Here is a 14609-nt window from a genome sequence, read left to right on the forward strand (position 1 = left end):
GCGGCCCTTCCGGCGGGTGCCGGCGCCACCCCTGCGACACCTTCCCCCGGGCGAGGTCTGATGAACACCCGAGACTGGCCGATCCGCGCCAAGCTGACCGCGCTGGTCGTCGGTCCGGTGACCGGGCTGCTGGCACTCTGGATCTTCGCCACCACGCTGACCTTCGGCCCGGCCCTCGACCTGCTCGCCGCGCGCACCCTCCTCTACGACCTGGGCCGGCCCGGCGAGAGCGTGGTCGCCGAGCTGCAACGGGAACGCCGGCTCTCGGTCGTCCAGCTCGCCGACGACACCGCCCTCCCGGCGCTGGCCGAGCAGCGCGCCCGCACCGACCAGGCCGTCGCCGAGCTGCGGCGCCGGGTCAACGGGGAAAAGTTGCGCGACGCCGCGGACGACCTGCTCGACACCCGGCTCGACCAGCTGGTCTCCGCGCTCGACGCGCTGCCCGCCGGCCGCGGCTTCATCGACAGCCGGAAGGTCGACCGGGCCGGCGCCGTCGGGCTCTACAGCGGGATGATCGGCTCCGCCTTCCAGGCGTTCTCCGGCATGGCCACGCTCCCCGACGCCGACCTCAACCGGGAGGCGCTGGCGCTCACCGCGCTGGGCCGGTCCCGGGAGCTGCTCGGCCAGGCCGACGCCCTGCTGGCCGGCGCGGTGACCGCCGGCCGGTACGCCGAGGGCGAGCACGAGCAGCTGGTCCGCACCATCGAGAACCAGCGCTTCCTGGCCGAGAACGCGGTGGCCGACCTGCCGCCCGCCGAACGCGCCGGATACCAGCGGCTCACCGAGGGGGAGGGGTTCGTCCGGCTGCGCGCCCTCCAGGACACCCTGGTCCGCGCCCGCGACCTGCCGGCCGGGCTCGACGTACGGGCCTGGGAGACCAGCTACGCCGCGGTGTCGCAGGGCCTGCGGGACTTCGAGCTGCGCGGCGCCGACACCCTCGCCGAGCGGTCCGTGCCCATGGCGGTCCGCATCCTGGTCCGGCTCGCCGCCGCCGGGGTGCTCGGCCTGCTCGCCATCGTGGTCTGCGTGCTGGTGGCGCTGCGGGTCGGCCGGTCGCTGGACCGGCGGCTCACCGGCGTCCGCACCGCCGCGCTGGAGATGGCCGAGCACCGGCTGCCCGACGTGGTGGCCCGGCTGCGTCGCGGCGAGGAGGTCGACGTCGCCCGCGAGGCGCCCGAGCTGGACCACGGCGGCGACGAGATCGGCCAGGTGGGCCGGGCCTTCAACGAGGTACGCCGTACCGCCGTCCAGGCCGCCGTCGACGAGGTCACCCTGCGCCGCGGCCTCAACGAGGTGTTCCTCAACATCGCCCGGCGCAGCCAGGGCCTGGTGCACCGGCAGTTGGCGCTGCTGGACCGGCTGGAGCGGCGGACCGAGGACCCGGACGAGCTGGCCGGCCTGTTCCAGGTCGACCACCTCGCCACCCGGCTCCGGCGGCACGCCGAGGACCTGGTCATCCTGGCCGGCGCGGCCCCCGGGCGGGGCTGGCGCAACCCGGTCGCCGCGGTCGACGTGGTGCGCGGGGCGATCTCCGAGGTCGAGTCGTACGACCGGGTCGACGTGGGCGAGGTGCAGCCGGCCGGGGTGCTCGGCCGCGCCGTCGGTGACGTGATCCACCTGCTCGCCGAGCTGATCGAGAACGCCACCGTCTTCTCCCCGCCGGGCACCCGGGTGGACGTCACCGGCCGGAGCGTGCCGGGCGGCTACACCATCGAGATCACCGACCGGGGGCTCGGCATGTCGCCGCCGGCCCTGGCCGAAGCGAACCGCAAGCTCTCCCGCGCCCCGGAGTTCGACCCGACCGACAGCGCGCGGCTGGGCCACTTCGTGGTCGCCCGGCTGGCCGCCCGGCACGGCGTCCGGGTCGAGCTACGGCCGGCCGTCCCCGGGGGGACCACCGCCGTGGTGCTCGTCCCGTCGGACCTGGTCACCGACGAGCCGGCGCTCGGCCCCGCCGCCCCGGACGGAGCCGCCGGGCCCGACGACCGGCGGATGGCCAAGGTGACCCGCCTGGCCACGGTTCCCCGGACGCGGGCCGCCCGGCCCGGCCGGGACCGGCCCGAGTCGGCGGTGCTGCCGCTGCCCGCCGGTCGTACCTCGTCGGTGGAGACGCCGGCGGACGGCGACGGCCTGCCCCGCCGGGTCCGCCGGCGCGGGCCGGTGGCCCGCCCCCGGCCGGTCGCCGTCGACAACCCGGCGCACCGCACGCCCGAGGAGGCCCGCCGGGCCATGTCCGCGCTCCAGGCCGGCACCGCCCGCGGCCGCCGCGACGGCGCCCGCCGCGCCGTCGAGCCCTCCCCGCCGGAGCCGCCCGCGGCTCCGGACCACCCAACCGCGACTGAGAGGGACGCCTAGTGGTGCACACGACGCGGCAGAACGCCGATCTCGACTGGTTGCTCGACGACCTGGTGGAGCGGGTGCCGGCCGCCCGCCAGGCGGTGGTGCTGTCGGCGGACGGGCTCCTGCTCGGCGCCTCCGCCGACCTGGACCGCTCCGACGCGGAACACCTCTGCGCCCTGGCCTCCGGGTTCTCCAGCCTCGCCAAGGGAGCCACCCGCCACGTTGGTGGCGGCGCGGTCCGGCAGACCGTGGTGGAGATGGAGTCGGCGTACCTGTTCGTCACGGCCGCGGGACAGGGCGCCTGCCTGGCGGTGGTGAGCGAGGCCGACGCCGACATCGGCCTGGTGGCGTACGAGATGGCGATGCTTGTCATCCGGGTCGGCGAGAACCTCAGCGCACCGGCTCGCACGGCGGCGACCGATGCGGGCTGAGTCGCCGGGCCCGCAGCACGAGTGGCTGGACGCCGCCGCCGGCCCGGTGGTCCGCCCGTACACCCTTACCGGCGGCCGGGTGCGCCCGCCGGTCGACGGCTTCGACCTGGTGGCGTTCGTGCTGACGACGCCGGGGGCCGACCCGGCCGGGGTGCCCGGTCTCCAGCCGGAGCACCGGCGCCTCGTCGACCTGGCCCGGCGGCCGGTGGCCGTGGCCGACCTCGCCGCGGACCTCGATCTCGCCGTCGGCGTGGTCCGGGTGCTGCTCGGCGACCTCCTCGCCCGTGGGCTCGTCACGGTACGCCGGCCGCCGGCCGCCGCCCACCTGCCCGACGACAACATCCTCAAGGCGGTGGTCAGTGGACTCCGTGCGCTTTGACCGGGAGCCGGCCGCGCCGCGGGTGCCGCTGGCTCTGAAGATCCTCATCGCCGGTGGCTTCGGCGCCGGCAAGACGACGCTGGTGAGCGCGTTGAGCGAGGTCCGCCCGCTGCAGACCGAGGAGGTGCTGACCGGCGCCGGCATCGGCACCGACGACGTCTTCGGGGTGGAGCAGAAGTCGACCACCACGGTGGCCATGGACTTCGGCCGGATCACCATCAACGACGACCTCCAGGTCTACCTGTTCGGCACCCCGGGCCAGGACCGGTTCTGGTTCCTCTGGGACGAGCTGGCGTTCGGTGCGCTCGGGGCGGTGGTGCTCGCCGACACCCGTCGGCTGGCCGACTGCTTCCCCTCGATCGACTACTTCGAGCAGCGGGGTATCCCGTTCGTGGTGGGGGTGAACTGCTTCGACGGGTCCCGCCGGTTCGGCCTGGAGGCGGTCCGCGACGCCCTGGACCTGGATCCGGACGTGCCGCTGGTGCTCTGCGACGCCCGGGACCGGCAGTCCGGGAAGCTCGTGCTGATCTCGCTGGTCGAGCACGTCGCGCGGCAGCGGGGCGAGCCGGTGCCGGTGGGCTGATCCGTCCCTCCGTCCGCCGGCGCGGCCCGGCCTGCCCGGAAGCCGGGCGTTCCGGGCGCCCGGAAAACCGGTGCCCGGATGACGCCTAACCGGCCGGCTCCCCGGGAAGCCTCTGGTTTGATCGACGGTGGAGACGGCGGAAGGTGGGAGCGGTGACCGGGCAGGACGCGATCGTCCACATCGGGGGCTACACGGCGGAGTCGGACGGGCGGGCCGAGGGCATCGTCGCCGCCCGGCGCGACCCGGCGACCGGCGCGCTGACGCCGCTCGGCACGGTGGCGGTGACCCCGTCGCCGTCGTTCCTCGTGCGGCACCCGGCGCTGCCGGTGCTCTACGCGGTCAACGAGTTGGCCGAGGGGCAGGTCAGCGCCTTCCGGGTGGGTCCGGGCGGCTACCTCGACCCGCTGGGCGTCCGCCCCACGGGCGGGGCGGAGCCCTGCCACCTGGCGGTCGCCCCGGACGGGCGGCACCTGTTCGTGGCGAACTACGGCGGCGGGAGCGTGGCGGTGTTCCCGCTGGACGCCGACGGCGCGCCGGGGGAGCGCAGCGACCTGGTCCGGCACGAGGGGCACGGCGCCGACCCGGAGCGGCAGGAGCAGGCGCACTGCCACATGGTCTCGCCGGACCCCGGCGGCGGGCCGCTGCTCGCCGTCGACCTGGGCACCGACTCCGTCTACCGGTACGACCTCGACGCGCCCTCCGGGCGGCTGGTGCCCCGCGCTCCCCGGCTGCGGACGCCGGCCGGCACCGGGCCGCGGCACCTGGCGCGGCACCCGGACGGGCGGCGGTGCTGGCTGGTCGGCGAGCTGGACGGGACGGTCACCGCGTACGACCTGACCCCGGACGGGCTGCACCAGCGGGTGCGGGTGGACGCGAGTGGCCGGGTCGGGCACGTGCAGCCCTCCGAGGTCGCCGTCGGGCCGGACGGCCGCTTCCTCTACGTGGGCAACCGGGGGGTGGGCACGGTGGCGGTCTTCGCGCTGGCCGGGACGGCGCCCGAGCTGGTGGCCGAGGTGGACACCGGGGGCGAGTGGCCGCGGCACTTCGTCCTGACCGGCGAGCACCTCTACGTGGCCGACGAGCGGGCCGGCATGATCAGGATCTTCCGCGTGGATCCGGGCACCGGGGTGCCCGAGCCGGTGGGCGAGCCGGTGCCGGTGGCGAGCCCCACCTGCGTCTGTCCGTGACCGATCGGTGACCGCAACACTGTCCCCAGTGGACTTTGATCACCCGGGATGACTGATCGCTCACTCAACGTAATGATTTGGCGATCAACTGTTTCTCCTGCGTAACTTTCGTCCGAACGGTTGTGGCAGTAACCCCACGAGATACGCAAGATGGTCACCGTGTCTGGCCGCCATCGCATGCGTTCACGCCTCCACGGGGCAGGTGCCGTCGCCGCGGCGACCGCTCTCGCTGTCGTCGTAGCCGGCTCCTGGTTCGGTTACCGGCAGCTGGCCGGCCCGAGCTGCTCGGGCCGGATCGAGCTGTCCCTCGCGGCGGCCCCGGAGATCGCCCCCGCCGTACGCTCGGCGGCCGACCAGTGGGTCTCCGACGGCGCGGCGGTCGGCGACACCTGCATCGCCGTGAACGTCTCCTCCGCCGAGCCGGTCGACGTGGCCGCCGCGGTGGCGAGCAAGCACGGCGCCACCCTGGCCGGGGTCGGGCAGGCCAGCGGCACCGCGATCACCCCGGACGTCTGGGTGCCGGACTCCTCCACCTGGCTGCTGCGGCTCAAGAGCGGCGGCGCCACCGCCTTCGCACCGGCCAACGGCGCCTCGATCGCCCGCAGCCCCGTGGTGGTGGCCCTGCCGGAGCCGGTGGCCTCCCGGATCGGGTGGCCGGACAAGAAGCTCACCTGGACCGACCTGCTGGGCCAGGTCACCAGCAGCAAGCCGCTGCGCGCCGGGATCGTCGAGCCGACCCAGGACGCGGCCGGCCTGTCCGGGCTGCTCTCGCTGACCGCCGCCGCCAGCGCCACCGGCGCGGCCGGCTCGCCGAAGGCGCAGGAGGCCATGGTCGGGGCGCTGCGGGCGCTGGCCACCAACCGCTCCTCGCTGCGGCAGGACCTCCTCGCCCGCTTCCCGCGCTCGTCCGACCCGACGGCCATCGCCAACGGTCTCGGCGCGGCGGCGCTGTCGGAGGAGGACGTGATCGCCTACAACAACACCAAGCCGCCGATCCCGCTGGCCGCGCTCTACCTCGAGCCGGCGCCGATGCCGCTGGACTACCCGTTCGCGGTGCTGCCCGGCATCGAGCCGACCAAGGCGTCGGCGGCCCGGGTGCTCTTCGAGGTGCTGCGGACGTCGAGCTTCAAGAACCGGCTGGCGGCGCAGGCGCTGCGGGCCCCGGACGGCAACTGGGGCGACGGGTTCAAGGCGCCGCAGGGCGCGCCGAGCCCGGCGAACGGCGGCGCGAGCGCCGTCCCGCCGTCCGGCCAGGGCGGCGCGGCCGACCTGGACCCGAAGGCCATCCAGACGGCGACCACCACCTGGTCGGTGGCCACCCAGTCCGGCCGCATGCTCTGCGTCGTCGACGTCTCCGGCTCGATGAAGAAGCCGGTGGCCACCGCCGGCGGCGCCAGCCGGGAGCAGGTCACCGTCGCCGCCGCGAGCCAGGGCCTGGGGCTCTTCGACGACTCCTGGTCGATCGGCCTGTGGACCTTCTCCACCAACCTGAACGGTTCCCAGGACTACCGGGAAGTGATCGGGATCAAGCCGCTGTCGAGCAACCGCGGCGCGCTCCAGCAGGGCCTGGGCTCGATCCGGCCCTCGGACGGCGACACCGGTCTCTACGACACCATGCTCGCGGCGTACAAGAAGGTCCAGGAGGACTGGGAGCCGGGCAAGGTCAACTCGATCGTGCTGTTCACCGACGGCAAGAACGACGACGCCAGCGGCATCTCGCAGAAGGCGCTGCTCGACCAGCTCAAGAAGCTGCGGGACGAGGAGCAGCCGGTCCAGGTGATCATCATCGGCATCGGCACCGAGGTCAGCCGGGCCGAGCTCAAGTCGATCACCGACGTGACCGGTGGTGGCTCGTTCGTCACCACCGACCCGAGCAAGATCGGCGAGATCTTCCTGCAGGCGATCGCGCTGCGCCCGCCGGCGCCGCGCTGATCCGAGACTCAGCGCACGCGTTCCGCCGTACCGGCGAGATCCGGTACGGCGGAACGCTTCCCGGCTCCGGCGGCCGGGCGAAAACTGACGGTAATGCGTCCGAATCAATCGGTAACCATAATTGTCGAGGCATGATGACCGGGTGCTCCGAACCGCGGCCTCCCCACCGGGAACGCGCGGCGCGGGGTCGTCCTGAGCGAAGTGGGGAGGGCCGGTGACCTCGGCGACGCTGTTGACCCCCGCCAGCAAGTCGTCGCGACCGGGTGGCGACCGCCCCGGTCCGGCGACCCGCGCGGCGGAGCGGGCCTACATCCGGCTGCTCGTGGTGCTGGACACCGCCGTGCTGGCCGTGGCCATCCTGATCGGCTACGTGGCCCGGTTCGGCGACGAGCAGCCGAGCGGCTCGGAGATCCCGTACGTGGTGGTCGCGCCCGCCCTGCTGCTGGTCTGGCTGGTCTCGCTCAAGGCGATGCGCTGCTACGACGACCAGGTGCTCGGCTACGGCGCCGACGAGTACCGGCGGGTCAACGCGGCGAGCCTGCGGCTGGCCGGCGGCATCGCCATCGCCGGCTACATCGCCGACGTCGGGGTCTCCCGGGGCTTCCTGGCCATCTCCTTCGCGGTCGGCACGGTCGGCCTGGAGGTGGCCCGGTTCGCCGCCCGCAAGCGGCTGCACCGCGCCCGCGACCGGGGCGCCGGCTGGTCCCGCAAGGTGCTGGTGGTCGGCGACACCGCGCACGTGCTGGAGCTGGTGCACACCCTGCGTCGCGAGCCGTACGCCGGCTACCAGGTGGTCGGCGCCTGCATCCCCGACGCGCTGCTCGCCCCGGTGCCGCAGCGGCTGGGCGACGTGCCGGTGGTCGGCTCGTTCCGGGGCATCCCCGAGGCGGCCACCGCGATCGGCGCGGACACCGTGGCGGTCACCGCCTCGGGTGAGCTCACCGCGACCCGGCTGCGCCGGCTGGGCTGGCAGCTGGAGGGCACCGGGGTCGAGCTGGTGGTGGCGCCGGCGCTGACCGACGTCGCCGGCCCGCGCATCCACACCCGGCCGGTCGCCGGCCTGCCGCTGATCCACGTCGAGGCGCCCGAGTTCCGGGGCGCCCGCAAGCTGGTCAAGGGGCTGGTCGACCGCTCGATCTCGCTGATCGCCCTGCTCCTGCTGGCCCCCCTGCTGGCGGTGATCGCGCTCGCCATCAAGCTGGACAGCCGCGGCCCGGTGCTGTTCCGCCAGACCCGGGTCGGCCAGGGCGGCGAGGAATTCGGCGTCTTCAAGTTCCGCACCATGGTGATCAACGCCGACGCCCTCCTCGCCGAGCTGGCCGCGCGCAACGAGACCGACGGCCTGATGTTCAAGATGCGCGACGACCCCCGGGTGACCCGGGTCGGCCGGCTGCTGCGCAAGTGGTCCCTGGACGAGCTGCCCCAGCTCGCGAACGTGCTGCTCGGCCAGATGAGCCTGGTCGGCCCCCGCCCGCCACTGCCCTCCGAGGTGGCCCGGTACGACGGCGACGTGGCCCGCCGGCTGCTGGTGAAGCCCGGCATGACCGGCCTGTGGCAGGTCAGCGGTCGTTCCGACCTGAGCTGGGAGGACGGCATCCGGCTGGACCTCTACTACGTGGAGAACTGGTCGCTCGCCGCCGACCTGACCATCCTCTGGAAGACCTTCGGCGCGGTGGTCAACAGCCGCGGCGCCTACTGAGCCGGCGGCCGGCCGGGGCGGGTCAGGGCTGCGGGCCGAGCCAGTCCAGGCAGACCACGACCGCGTCGTCGACCAGGTCGCCGGCCACGAAGGCGCGCAGGTCGCCGATCAGCGACCGGACCGCGTCCAGCGGCTCCATCGGGCCCGTCCGCCGCAGGAAGCGGTCCAGCGCGGTCTCGCCGTAGCGGATCCGCTCGGAGGTGGCGTCGATCACCCCGTCGCTCACCACGAAGAGCCGGTCGCCCCGCTGCAGCTGGAACTGCTGCTCCCGGTAGTCGGTGCCCTCGAACATGCCGAGCGGGAACTGCTTGTCCAGGACCTGCTCGGTTACCTCGCCGTCGCGCAGCAGCACCAGGCGGGGTGAGCCGGCGTCGACCACGGTGAGCGTCCCGGTGGCCAGGTCCAGCGCCAGCAGCAGCGCGGAGAGGTGCTGCTCGCCCCGGTGCAGCGCGTAGATCGCCTGGTCGGCCAGGGCGGCCTGGTCGGCCAGCCCCAGCCGGGCGCGGCGGGCGTTGCGCAGCGCGTGGGTGGCCAGCGAGGTGAGCATGGAGGCGGCGACCCCCTCACCCGAGCCGTTGACGACCGAGAGCCACAGCCGGTGGCCGTCGTCGGACCAGTCGAAACCGTCGCCGCGCACCGCGTACGCCGGCTCCAGCTGGCCGGCCAGGCTGAACGAGGGGCGGATCCGGCTGCGGCCCGGCAGCAGCTCCCACTGCATCTCGGCGGCCAGGGTGAGCCGCCGGCTGCGCCGGGCGGTCAGGTAGATGTCGGTGGTGGCCGCCACGGCGGCCAGCTCGTGGCCGAGCGCGGTGGCGACGGCGTCCAGCGCGCCCAGGTCGGCCGGGTCCGCGGGCACCGGCGAGAGCCGCAGCACCCCGCGCCGCTCGCCGCGCATCCCCACCGGGAACCAGCCGGTGCCCTCCGAGACGATCGGCTCCTGGTGGTCGAAGCACCGCCACGCCGGATGCCCGGGAGTGACGATCGGCTCACCTCCGGACAGCGGCAGCAGCGCGGCCAGTCGGTAGTCGACCTGGTACAGCTCGGTGCGGGTGATCCCGTACGACTGTTCCAGCTCGGCGGCGAGCCGGTCGACGAGCTGGTCCGTCGGCGCCTCGGTGAGGCTCCGCCGCGCCCGATCCACCGGTCCGCTCATCTTTGCTCCTTTGCACAGGTCGCCGGCCTGATGAGCCGGGTAGTCTCGGGCGCACCATGGCCGAAGAACGCGGTCCCGAGGGACCTGATCTGAGTATGGCCGCTGCCCTGGACGAGGCGGCGGGCACCCTGCTGGCTGTCTGGGAGGCGGCTCGGGAGCGGACCACCAGTCGGCTCTCCGGCGCCCAGTTACGTGCGGTCATGGTGGTCGAGCAGTACGACGGGATCAACCTCCGCCGCCTCGCCACCCTGACCGACATGCTGCTCTCCTCCGCCAGCCGGCTCTGCGACCGGCTGGTGGCGGCCGGGATGCTGGAGCGCGAGCCGGGCCGGTACGACCGCCGGGAGATCGCCCTGCACCTCACCCCGACGGCCACCCGGCTCCTCGCCGAGCTGCGTGCCGACCGGCGCCACCGGCTGGACCGGATCCTGGCCGGGATGAGCGCGGAGGGGCGTGCCGCGCTGCTGCGCGGGATGCGTGAGTTCGACGAGGTCGGCCGGCGCGGGGAGGCCGCCCCGGCGGAGGGCTGGCCGGTGCTCCAGCCCTCGGGGGAGCGGATCGGCGACCCGCTGACCGGGCCGGAGTCACCGGGCGAGCCGCCGGTGGCCCGCACCGCCTGACCGGCCGGTCAGCCCGCCGCCACGACCAGCATGGCGATGTCGTCGTGCACCTGGCCGTCGAGCCACTCGTCGACGAGCTGGAGCAGCCGGTCGATCAGCGCGGCCGGCGGCAGGCCGGCCCCGGCGGCGAGCGCCTGCCGCAGCCGGGCGTCGCCGAACATCTCCAGCTCGGTGGGGCCACCCCGGGCCTCGGTCACCCCGTCGGTGTAGGCGACCAGCAGGTCGCCGGGGGCGAGGCGTGCCTTCGCCTCGACGAAGCGTGCCGCGCTCAGCGCGCCGACCGGCATGCCGCCGACGGTGACCGGCTCGACCCGGCCGTCGGTCCGGAGCACGAGCGGGGCCGGGTGCCCGCCGCCGGCCACCCGGACCAGCAGCCCGCCGGCCGGCTCGCGGCTGAGGGTGCCCAGCAGGAGGGTGGTGAACTGGGCCCGGCGAGCCGCGTCGGGGGCGTCCAGCAGCGCGCGGTTGAGCAGCACCATGAGTTCCCGCGGGCGCTGCTCGACCAGCCGCAGGGTCTGCAACGACTGCCGTACCCGCCCGGTCAGCACGGCCGCGCCGACGCCCTTGCCGCAGACGTCGCCGAGCGCGAAGAGGCCGCCGTCGGCGGTGGGGAAGAGGTCGTAGAAGTCACCGCCGATGCGCAGGCCGTCCCCGGCGGCCCGGTAGCCGCCGGCCAGCGTCATCCCGCGCAGCGGCGGCAGGTCCGGCGGGAGGAGGCTGTTCTGGAGCACACGGGCCAGGTGGGCCTGCTCGCCGTAGAGCTCGGCGGCGGCCAGCGCCGCCCCCGCCCGCGCGGCGAACTCCCGGGCCAGCTCGGTCTCCCGCGGGTCGAAGCCCGTCCGCTCGGGCCGGCGGACCAGGATCAGGGCGCCGGCCGGCCCGCCGGCGCTGCGCATCGGGCTGATCAGCACGGTGCCGGGCCGGCCGAACCCCGCGGGCAGCACCTCGCCCAGGTCGGCCAGCTCGGCGTCGAGCCAGGGGCTGGGTTCGGTGGGTTCCCCCGCGAGCGCCTCGATCAGCCCGGGCACCGACTCGGCGGCCCGCCACCCGGCGATGCCGGTGGCCGGGCCGGGGTCGTCGGTGGAATACCGAACCCAGTGGGGCTCGTCCTCGGCGGGCGGGGCCGGCCGGTGCACGACCACGGCGGCGTCGGCCAGGTAGGGCACGGGCAGGGTCACGGCGGCGTGCAGCGTCTGGTCCCGGTGCAGGGACAGCCCGAGCCGGCTGCCGGCCCGGGCCAGGAACGCGGTCCGGGACCGTTCGGCCGCCAGCGCCTCGGTGCGTGCCTGCTCCTCGGTGGCGTCCCGCACGTACCAGGCGCAGTGGCCGCCGGCCAGGCCACGGCGGACGCCGTGCAGCCGCCGGCCGTGGTGCTCGGTGTCGAAGGTCCCGGCGCCGTCCCGGACCGCGCCGGCCAGCGCGGGCACGGGGCAGGCGGCCAGGTTGACGCCGGGGGAGAGTTCGGGGAGGAGTTCCGCGGCCATCGCGTTGACCAGGGTCACCACGCCGGCCCCGTCGGTGGTCACGACGGCCTCGGCGAGCCCGTCCAGCAGCTCGCGGGCGAGCCGGTCGTCGGCCTGCTCCACGGTCCCCGGGGAGGTCTGCTCCTCGCCGGCGACCCCACCCCGTCGGGCGGTCGTCACCGCCGGTGGCCGGGCGCTTCGGTCAGTCGACCTGTGCGCATGCTGTCGGTGCACTCCTCGGTTGCGGGTCGGTTGCCTGGCGGCAAGCGTACCGAGCGGGGCTGTCGAACGCCCATCGAGGAGGGCCGGGGTCACCCGGAGCGGGCCAGCCAGCCGACCGGCCGCTCGACGATCCGGCGGATCACCGAGGCCGCCCCGCCGACCGCCGCCGACCGCGCCCCGAGCGCCGCGGGGCGCACCGTCACCGGCGACCAGGCGGCGGTGAGCACCCGCCGGGAGATCTCCGCGACCACCGGCGGGCGCAGCCAGGGGGCCAGTGGGGCGTATCCGCCGCCGAGCACCACGGTGTCCAGGTCGAGCAGGTTCACCACGCCCGCCACGGCCACCCCGAGGGCCGTCCCGGCGTCCGCCAGCGCGGCCAGGGCGGCCGGGTCGCCCGCCCCGGCCAGGTCGGCCAGCCGGGTGGCGGCGGTGTCCGCCGGGAGGTCCGCGCCGGCCAGGCCGGCGGCGGCCAGGATCGCCTCCTGGCCCGCGTAGCGCTCCAGGCAGCCCTGGCCGCCGCAGCGGCACGGCCGCCCCTGCGGCTGGACCGGGATGTGACCGATCTCGCCGCTCCAGCCGCGCGCGCCCCGGTAGAGCACCCCGTCGAGCACGATGCCCGCGCCGATGCCGATCTCGCCGGTGATGTGCAGGAAGCTGGCCGAGCCGGGCGGGCCGGCGTGCAGTTCGCCGAGGGCGGCCAGGTTGGCCTCGTTGTCGACCACCAGCGGGGGGATCCCGTCGACCGGCGCGGCGAGGGGGTGCCCGGCGAGCAGGGCGGGCACGTCGACGTCGCGCCAGCCGAGGTTGGGCGCGAGCCGGACCAGGCCGCCGTCGCCGACCAGGCCCGGGACGGCGAGCGCCGCGCCGGCCACGGTCAGCCCGTCGCGGACGGCGGCGGCGCGGGCCTCGGCGGCCAGCGCGGCGAGCCGGTCCAGGGCGTCGGCGGGGGGCACCGGGCGCAGGTCGGCGCGGCGCACCAGGTGGTGCCGGACCGTCCCGGTCAGATCGACCACGCAGGCGGCCAGGTAGTCGACGTTCACCTCCAGGCCGAGCCCGGCCGGGCCGTCCCCGGCCAGTACCAGGCCGCGGGCGGGCCGGCCGGCTCCGGTACGCGGCGCGGGCTCCGCCTCGGCCACCAGCCGGCCGGCGATCAGGTCGTCGACCACGGCGGACACGGTGGCCCGGGTCAGGCCGGTGCCGGCGGCGATCTCGGCCCGGGACGGTGGCCGGTCGGCGGCGGCGATCCGTCGGAGCACGACCGCGAGGTTGAGCTCGCGGAGGCTGCCCTGCCGGACCGCCCCGGCGCTGCTGGTGCTGTTCACCGCTTGACACTGCCACACGACCGCCATTTAATTCAACCACTGAACAAATTGCGGACGACGCCACCACCCGGAGGTCCCCCATGGCACCCAGTCCCACCCCCGCCGACAAGTTCTCCTTCGGTCTCTGGACGGTGGGCTGGCCGGCCCGCGACCCGTTCGGGGACGCCACCCGGCCCGCCCTGGACGCCGTCGAGGCCGTGCACCGGCTCGCCGAGCTCGGGGCGTACGGGATCACCTTCCACGACGACGACCTGGTCCCCTTCGGCGCGGACGCCGCCACCCGCGACCAGCACATCGCCCGGTTCCGCAAGGCCCTCGACGAGACCGGCCTCGTCGTGCCGATGGTCACCACAAACCTCTTCAACCACCCGGTCTTCAAGGACGGCGGCTTCACGAGCAACGACCGGGACATCCGCCGGTACGCGCTGCGCAAGGTGCTGCGCAACGTCGACCTCGCCGCCGAACTGGGCGCCCGCACCTTCGTCATGTGGGGCGGCCGGGAGGGCGCCGAGTACGACGTGGCCAAGGACGTCCGCGCCGCGCTGGACCGCTACCGCGAGGCGGTCGACCTGCTCTGCCAGTACGTCGTCGACCGCGGCTACGACCTGCGCTTCGCCCTGGAGCCGAAGCCGAACGAGCCGCGCGGCGACATCCTGCTGCCGACCGTCGGGCACGCGCTGGCGTTCATCTCCACCCTGGCCCGCCCGGAGCTGGTCGGGCTGAACCCGGAGGTCGGCCACGAGCAGATGGCCGGACTGAACTTCGCGCACGGCATCGCCCAGGCGCTCTGGCAGGGCAAGCTGTTCCACATCGACCTCAACGGCCAGCGCGGCATCAAGTACGACCAGGACCTCGTCTTCGGCCACGGCGACCTGCTCAACGCGTTCGCCCTGGTGGACCTGCTGGAGAACGGCGGGCCGAACGGCGGCCCCGCGTACGACGGGCCGCGGCACTTCGACTACAAGCCCTCCCGGACCGAGGACATGACCGGGGTGTGGGCGTCGGCGGCGGCGAACATGCGCACCTACCTGTTGCTCAAGGAGCGGGCCGCGGCGTTCCGGGCCGACCCGGAGGTGGCCGAGGCCCTGGCCGCCAGCAAGGTGGCCGAGCTGGCCACCCCGACCCTGAACCCGGGCGAGGGCTACGCCGACCTGCTCGCCGACCGCTCGGCGTTCGAGGAGTTCGACCCGGACGCGGTCGGTGCGAAGGGCTTCGGCTTCGTCCGGCTCAACCAGCTCGCCGTCGAGCACCTGCTCGGCGCGCGCTGAGGCGGCCCGC

At 75.1% G+C, this 14609-nt stretch carries 12 protein-coding genes; 9 read left to right on the plus strand and 3 right to left on the minus strand.

Annotation, left to right across the window (positions count from 1 at the left end; translation table 11 throughout):
- The first annotated feature begins 60 nt into the window (after positions 1 to 60).
- The 7 genes from NLX85_RS14455 (at position 61) to NLX85_RS14485 (ending at position 8551) form a co-directional block, all read left to right on the plus strand.
- Complete coding sequence (locus NLX85_RS14455; RefSeq protein WP_254335265.1) at positions 61 to 2355, plus strand: nitrate- and nitrite sensing domain-containing protein; 2295 nt, start codon at positions 61 to 63, stop codon at positions 2353 to 2355.
- A complete protein-coding gene (locus NLX85_RS14460; RefSeq protein WP_254335267.1) occupies positions 2355 to 2771 on the plus strand; it encodes a roadblock/LC7 domain-containing protein in 417 nt (138 codons plus the stop codon). The genes NLX85_RS14455 and NLX85_RS14460 overlap by 1 nt, the downstream gene beginning before the upstream one ends.
- The gene (locus NLX85_RS14465; RefSeq protein WP_091318851.1) at positions 2761 to 3150 is read left to right on the plus strand and encodes a DUF742 domain-containing protein; all 390 of its coding nucleotides are present in this window, start codon (positions 2761 to 2763) and stop codon (positions 3148 to 3150) included. The genes NLX85_RS14460 and NLX85_RS14465 overlap by 11 nt, the downstream gene beginning before the upstream one ends.
- Positions 3131 to 3733: an ATP/GTP-binding protein gene (locus NLX85_RS14470; RefSeq protein ID WP_254335269.1), complete on the plus strand. Its 603-nt coding sequence runs from the start codon at positions 3131 to 3133 to the stop codon at positions 3731 to 3733. Before NLX85_RS14465 ends, NLX85_RS14470 begins: the two co-directional genes overlap by 20 nt.
- A gap of 152 nt (positions 3734 to 3885) precedes the next feature.
- The gene (locus NLX85_RS14475; RefSeq protein WP_254335271.1) at positions 3886 to 4920 is read left to right on the plus strand and encodes a beta-propeller fold lactonase family protein; all 1035 of its coding nucleotides are present in this window, start codon (positions 3886 to 3888) and stop codon (positions 4918 to 4920) included.
- A 177-nt stretch (positions 4921 to 5097) separates the two neighbouring features.
- A complete protein-coding gene (locus NLX85_RS14480) occupies positions 5098 to 6852 on the plus strand; it encodes a substrate-binding domain-containing protein (RefSeq protein ID WP_254335273.1) in 1755 nt (584 codons plus the stop codon).
- Between the two features lie 214 nt (positions 6853 to 7066).
- Positions 7067 to 8551 carry a sugar transferase gene (locus tag NLX85_RS14485; protein ID WP_254335276.1) on the plus strand — a complete coding sequence of 495 codons (1485 nt, stop codon included), beginning with the start codon at positions 7067 to 7069 and terminating at the stop codon, positions 8549 to 8551.
- Between the two features lie 22 nt (positions 8552 to 8573).
- On the opposite strand, the gene NLX85_RS14490 is transcribed toward NLX85_RS14485, so the two are convergent.
- The gene (locus tag NLX85_RS14490; protein WP_254335277.1) at positions 8574 to 9704 is read right to left on the minus strand and encodes a PP2C family protein-serine/threonine phosphatase; all 1131 of its coding nucleotides are present in this window, start codon (positions 9702 to 9704) and stop codon (positions 8574 to 8576) included.
- Between the two features lie 95 nt (positions 9705 to 9799).
- Here NLX85_RS14490 and NLX85_RS14495 point away from each other — a divergent pair, with 95 nt between their 5' ends.
- Complete coding sequence (locus NLX85_RS14495; protein ID WP_254335286.1) at positions 9800 to 10324, plus strand: MarR family winged helix-turn-helix transcriptional regulator; 525 nt, start codon at positions 9800 to 9802, stop codon at positions 10322 to 10324.
- A gap of 8 nt (positions 10325 to 10332) precedes the next feature.
- Here NLX85_RS14495 and NLX85_RS14500 read toward each other — a convergent pair whose 3' ends face one another.
- Positions 10333 to 11967 carry a PP2C family protein-serine/threonine phosphatase gene (locus NLX85_RS14500; protein ID WP_254335288.1) on the minus strand — a complete coding sequence of 545 codons (1635 nt, stop codon included), beginning with the start codon at positions 11965 to 11967 and terminating at the stop codon, positions 10333 to 10335.
- Positions 11968 to 12098: 131 nt separating this feature from the next.
- Complete coding sequence (locus NLX85_RS14505) at positions 12099 to 13358, minus strand: ROK family transcriptional regulator (protein ID WP_254335290.1); 1260 nt, start codon at positions 13356 to 13358, stop codon at positions 12099 to 12101.
- 53 nt (positions 13359 to 13411) lie between these two features.
- On the opposite strand from NLX85_RS14505, the gene xylA reads away from it, so the two are divergent.
- Positions 13412 to 14599 (plus strand): xylose isomerase, encoded by a 1188-nt coding sequence (xylA, locus tag NLX85_RS14510; RefSeq protein ID WP_254335294.1) that lies wholly within the window; start codon positions 13412 to 13414, stop codon positions 14597 to 14599.
- Positions 14600 to 14609 lie beyond the last annotated feature (10 nt).

The organism is Micromonospora sp. A3M-1-15, assembly GCF_024213425.1.
GTDB classification, from domain to species: domain Bacteria; phylum Actinomycetota; class Actinomycetes; order Mycobacteriales; family Micromonosporaceae; genus Micromonospora; species Micromonospora chersina.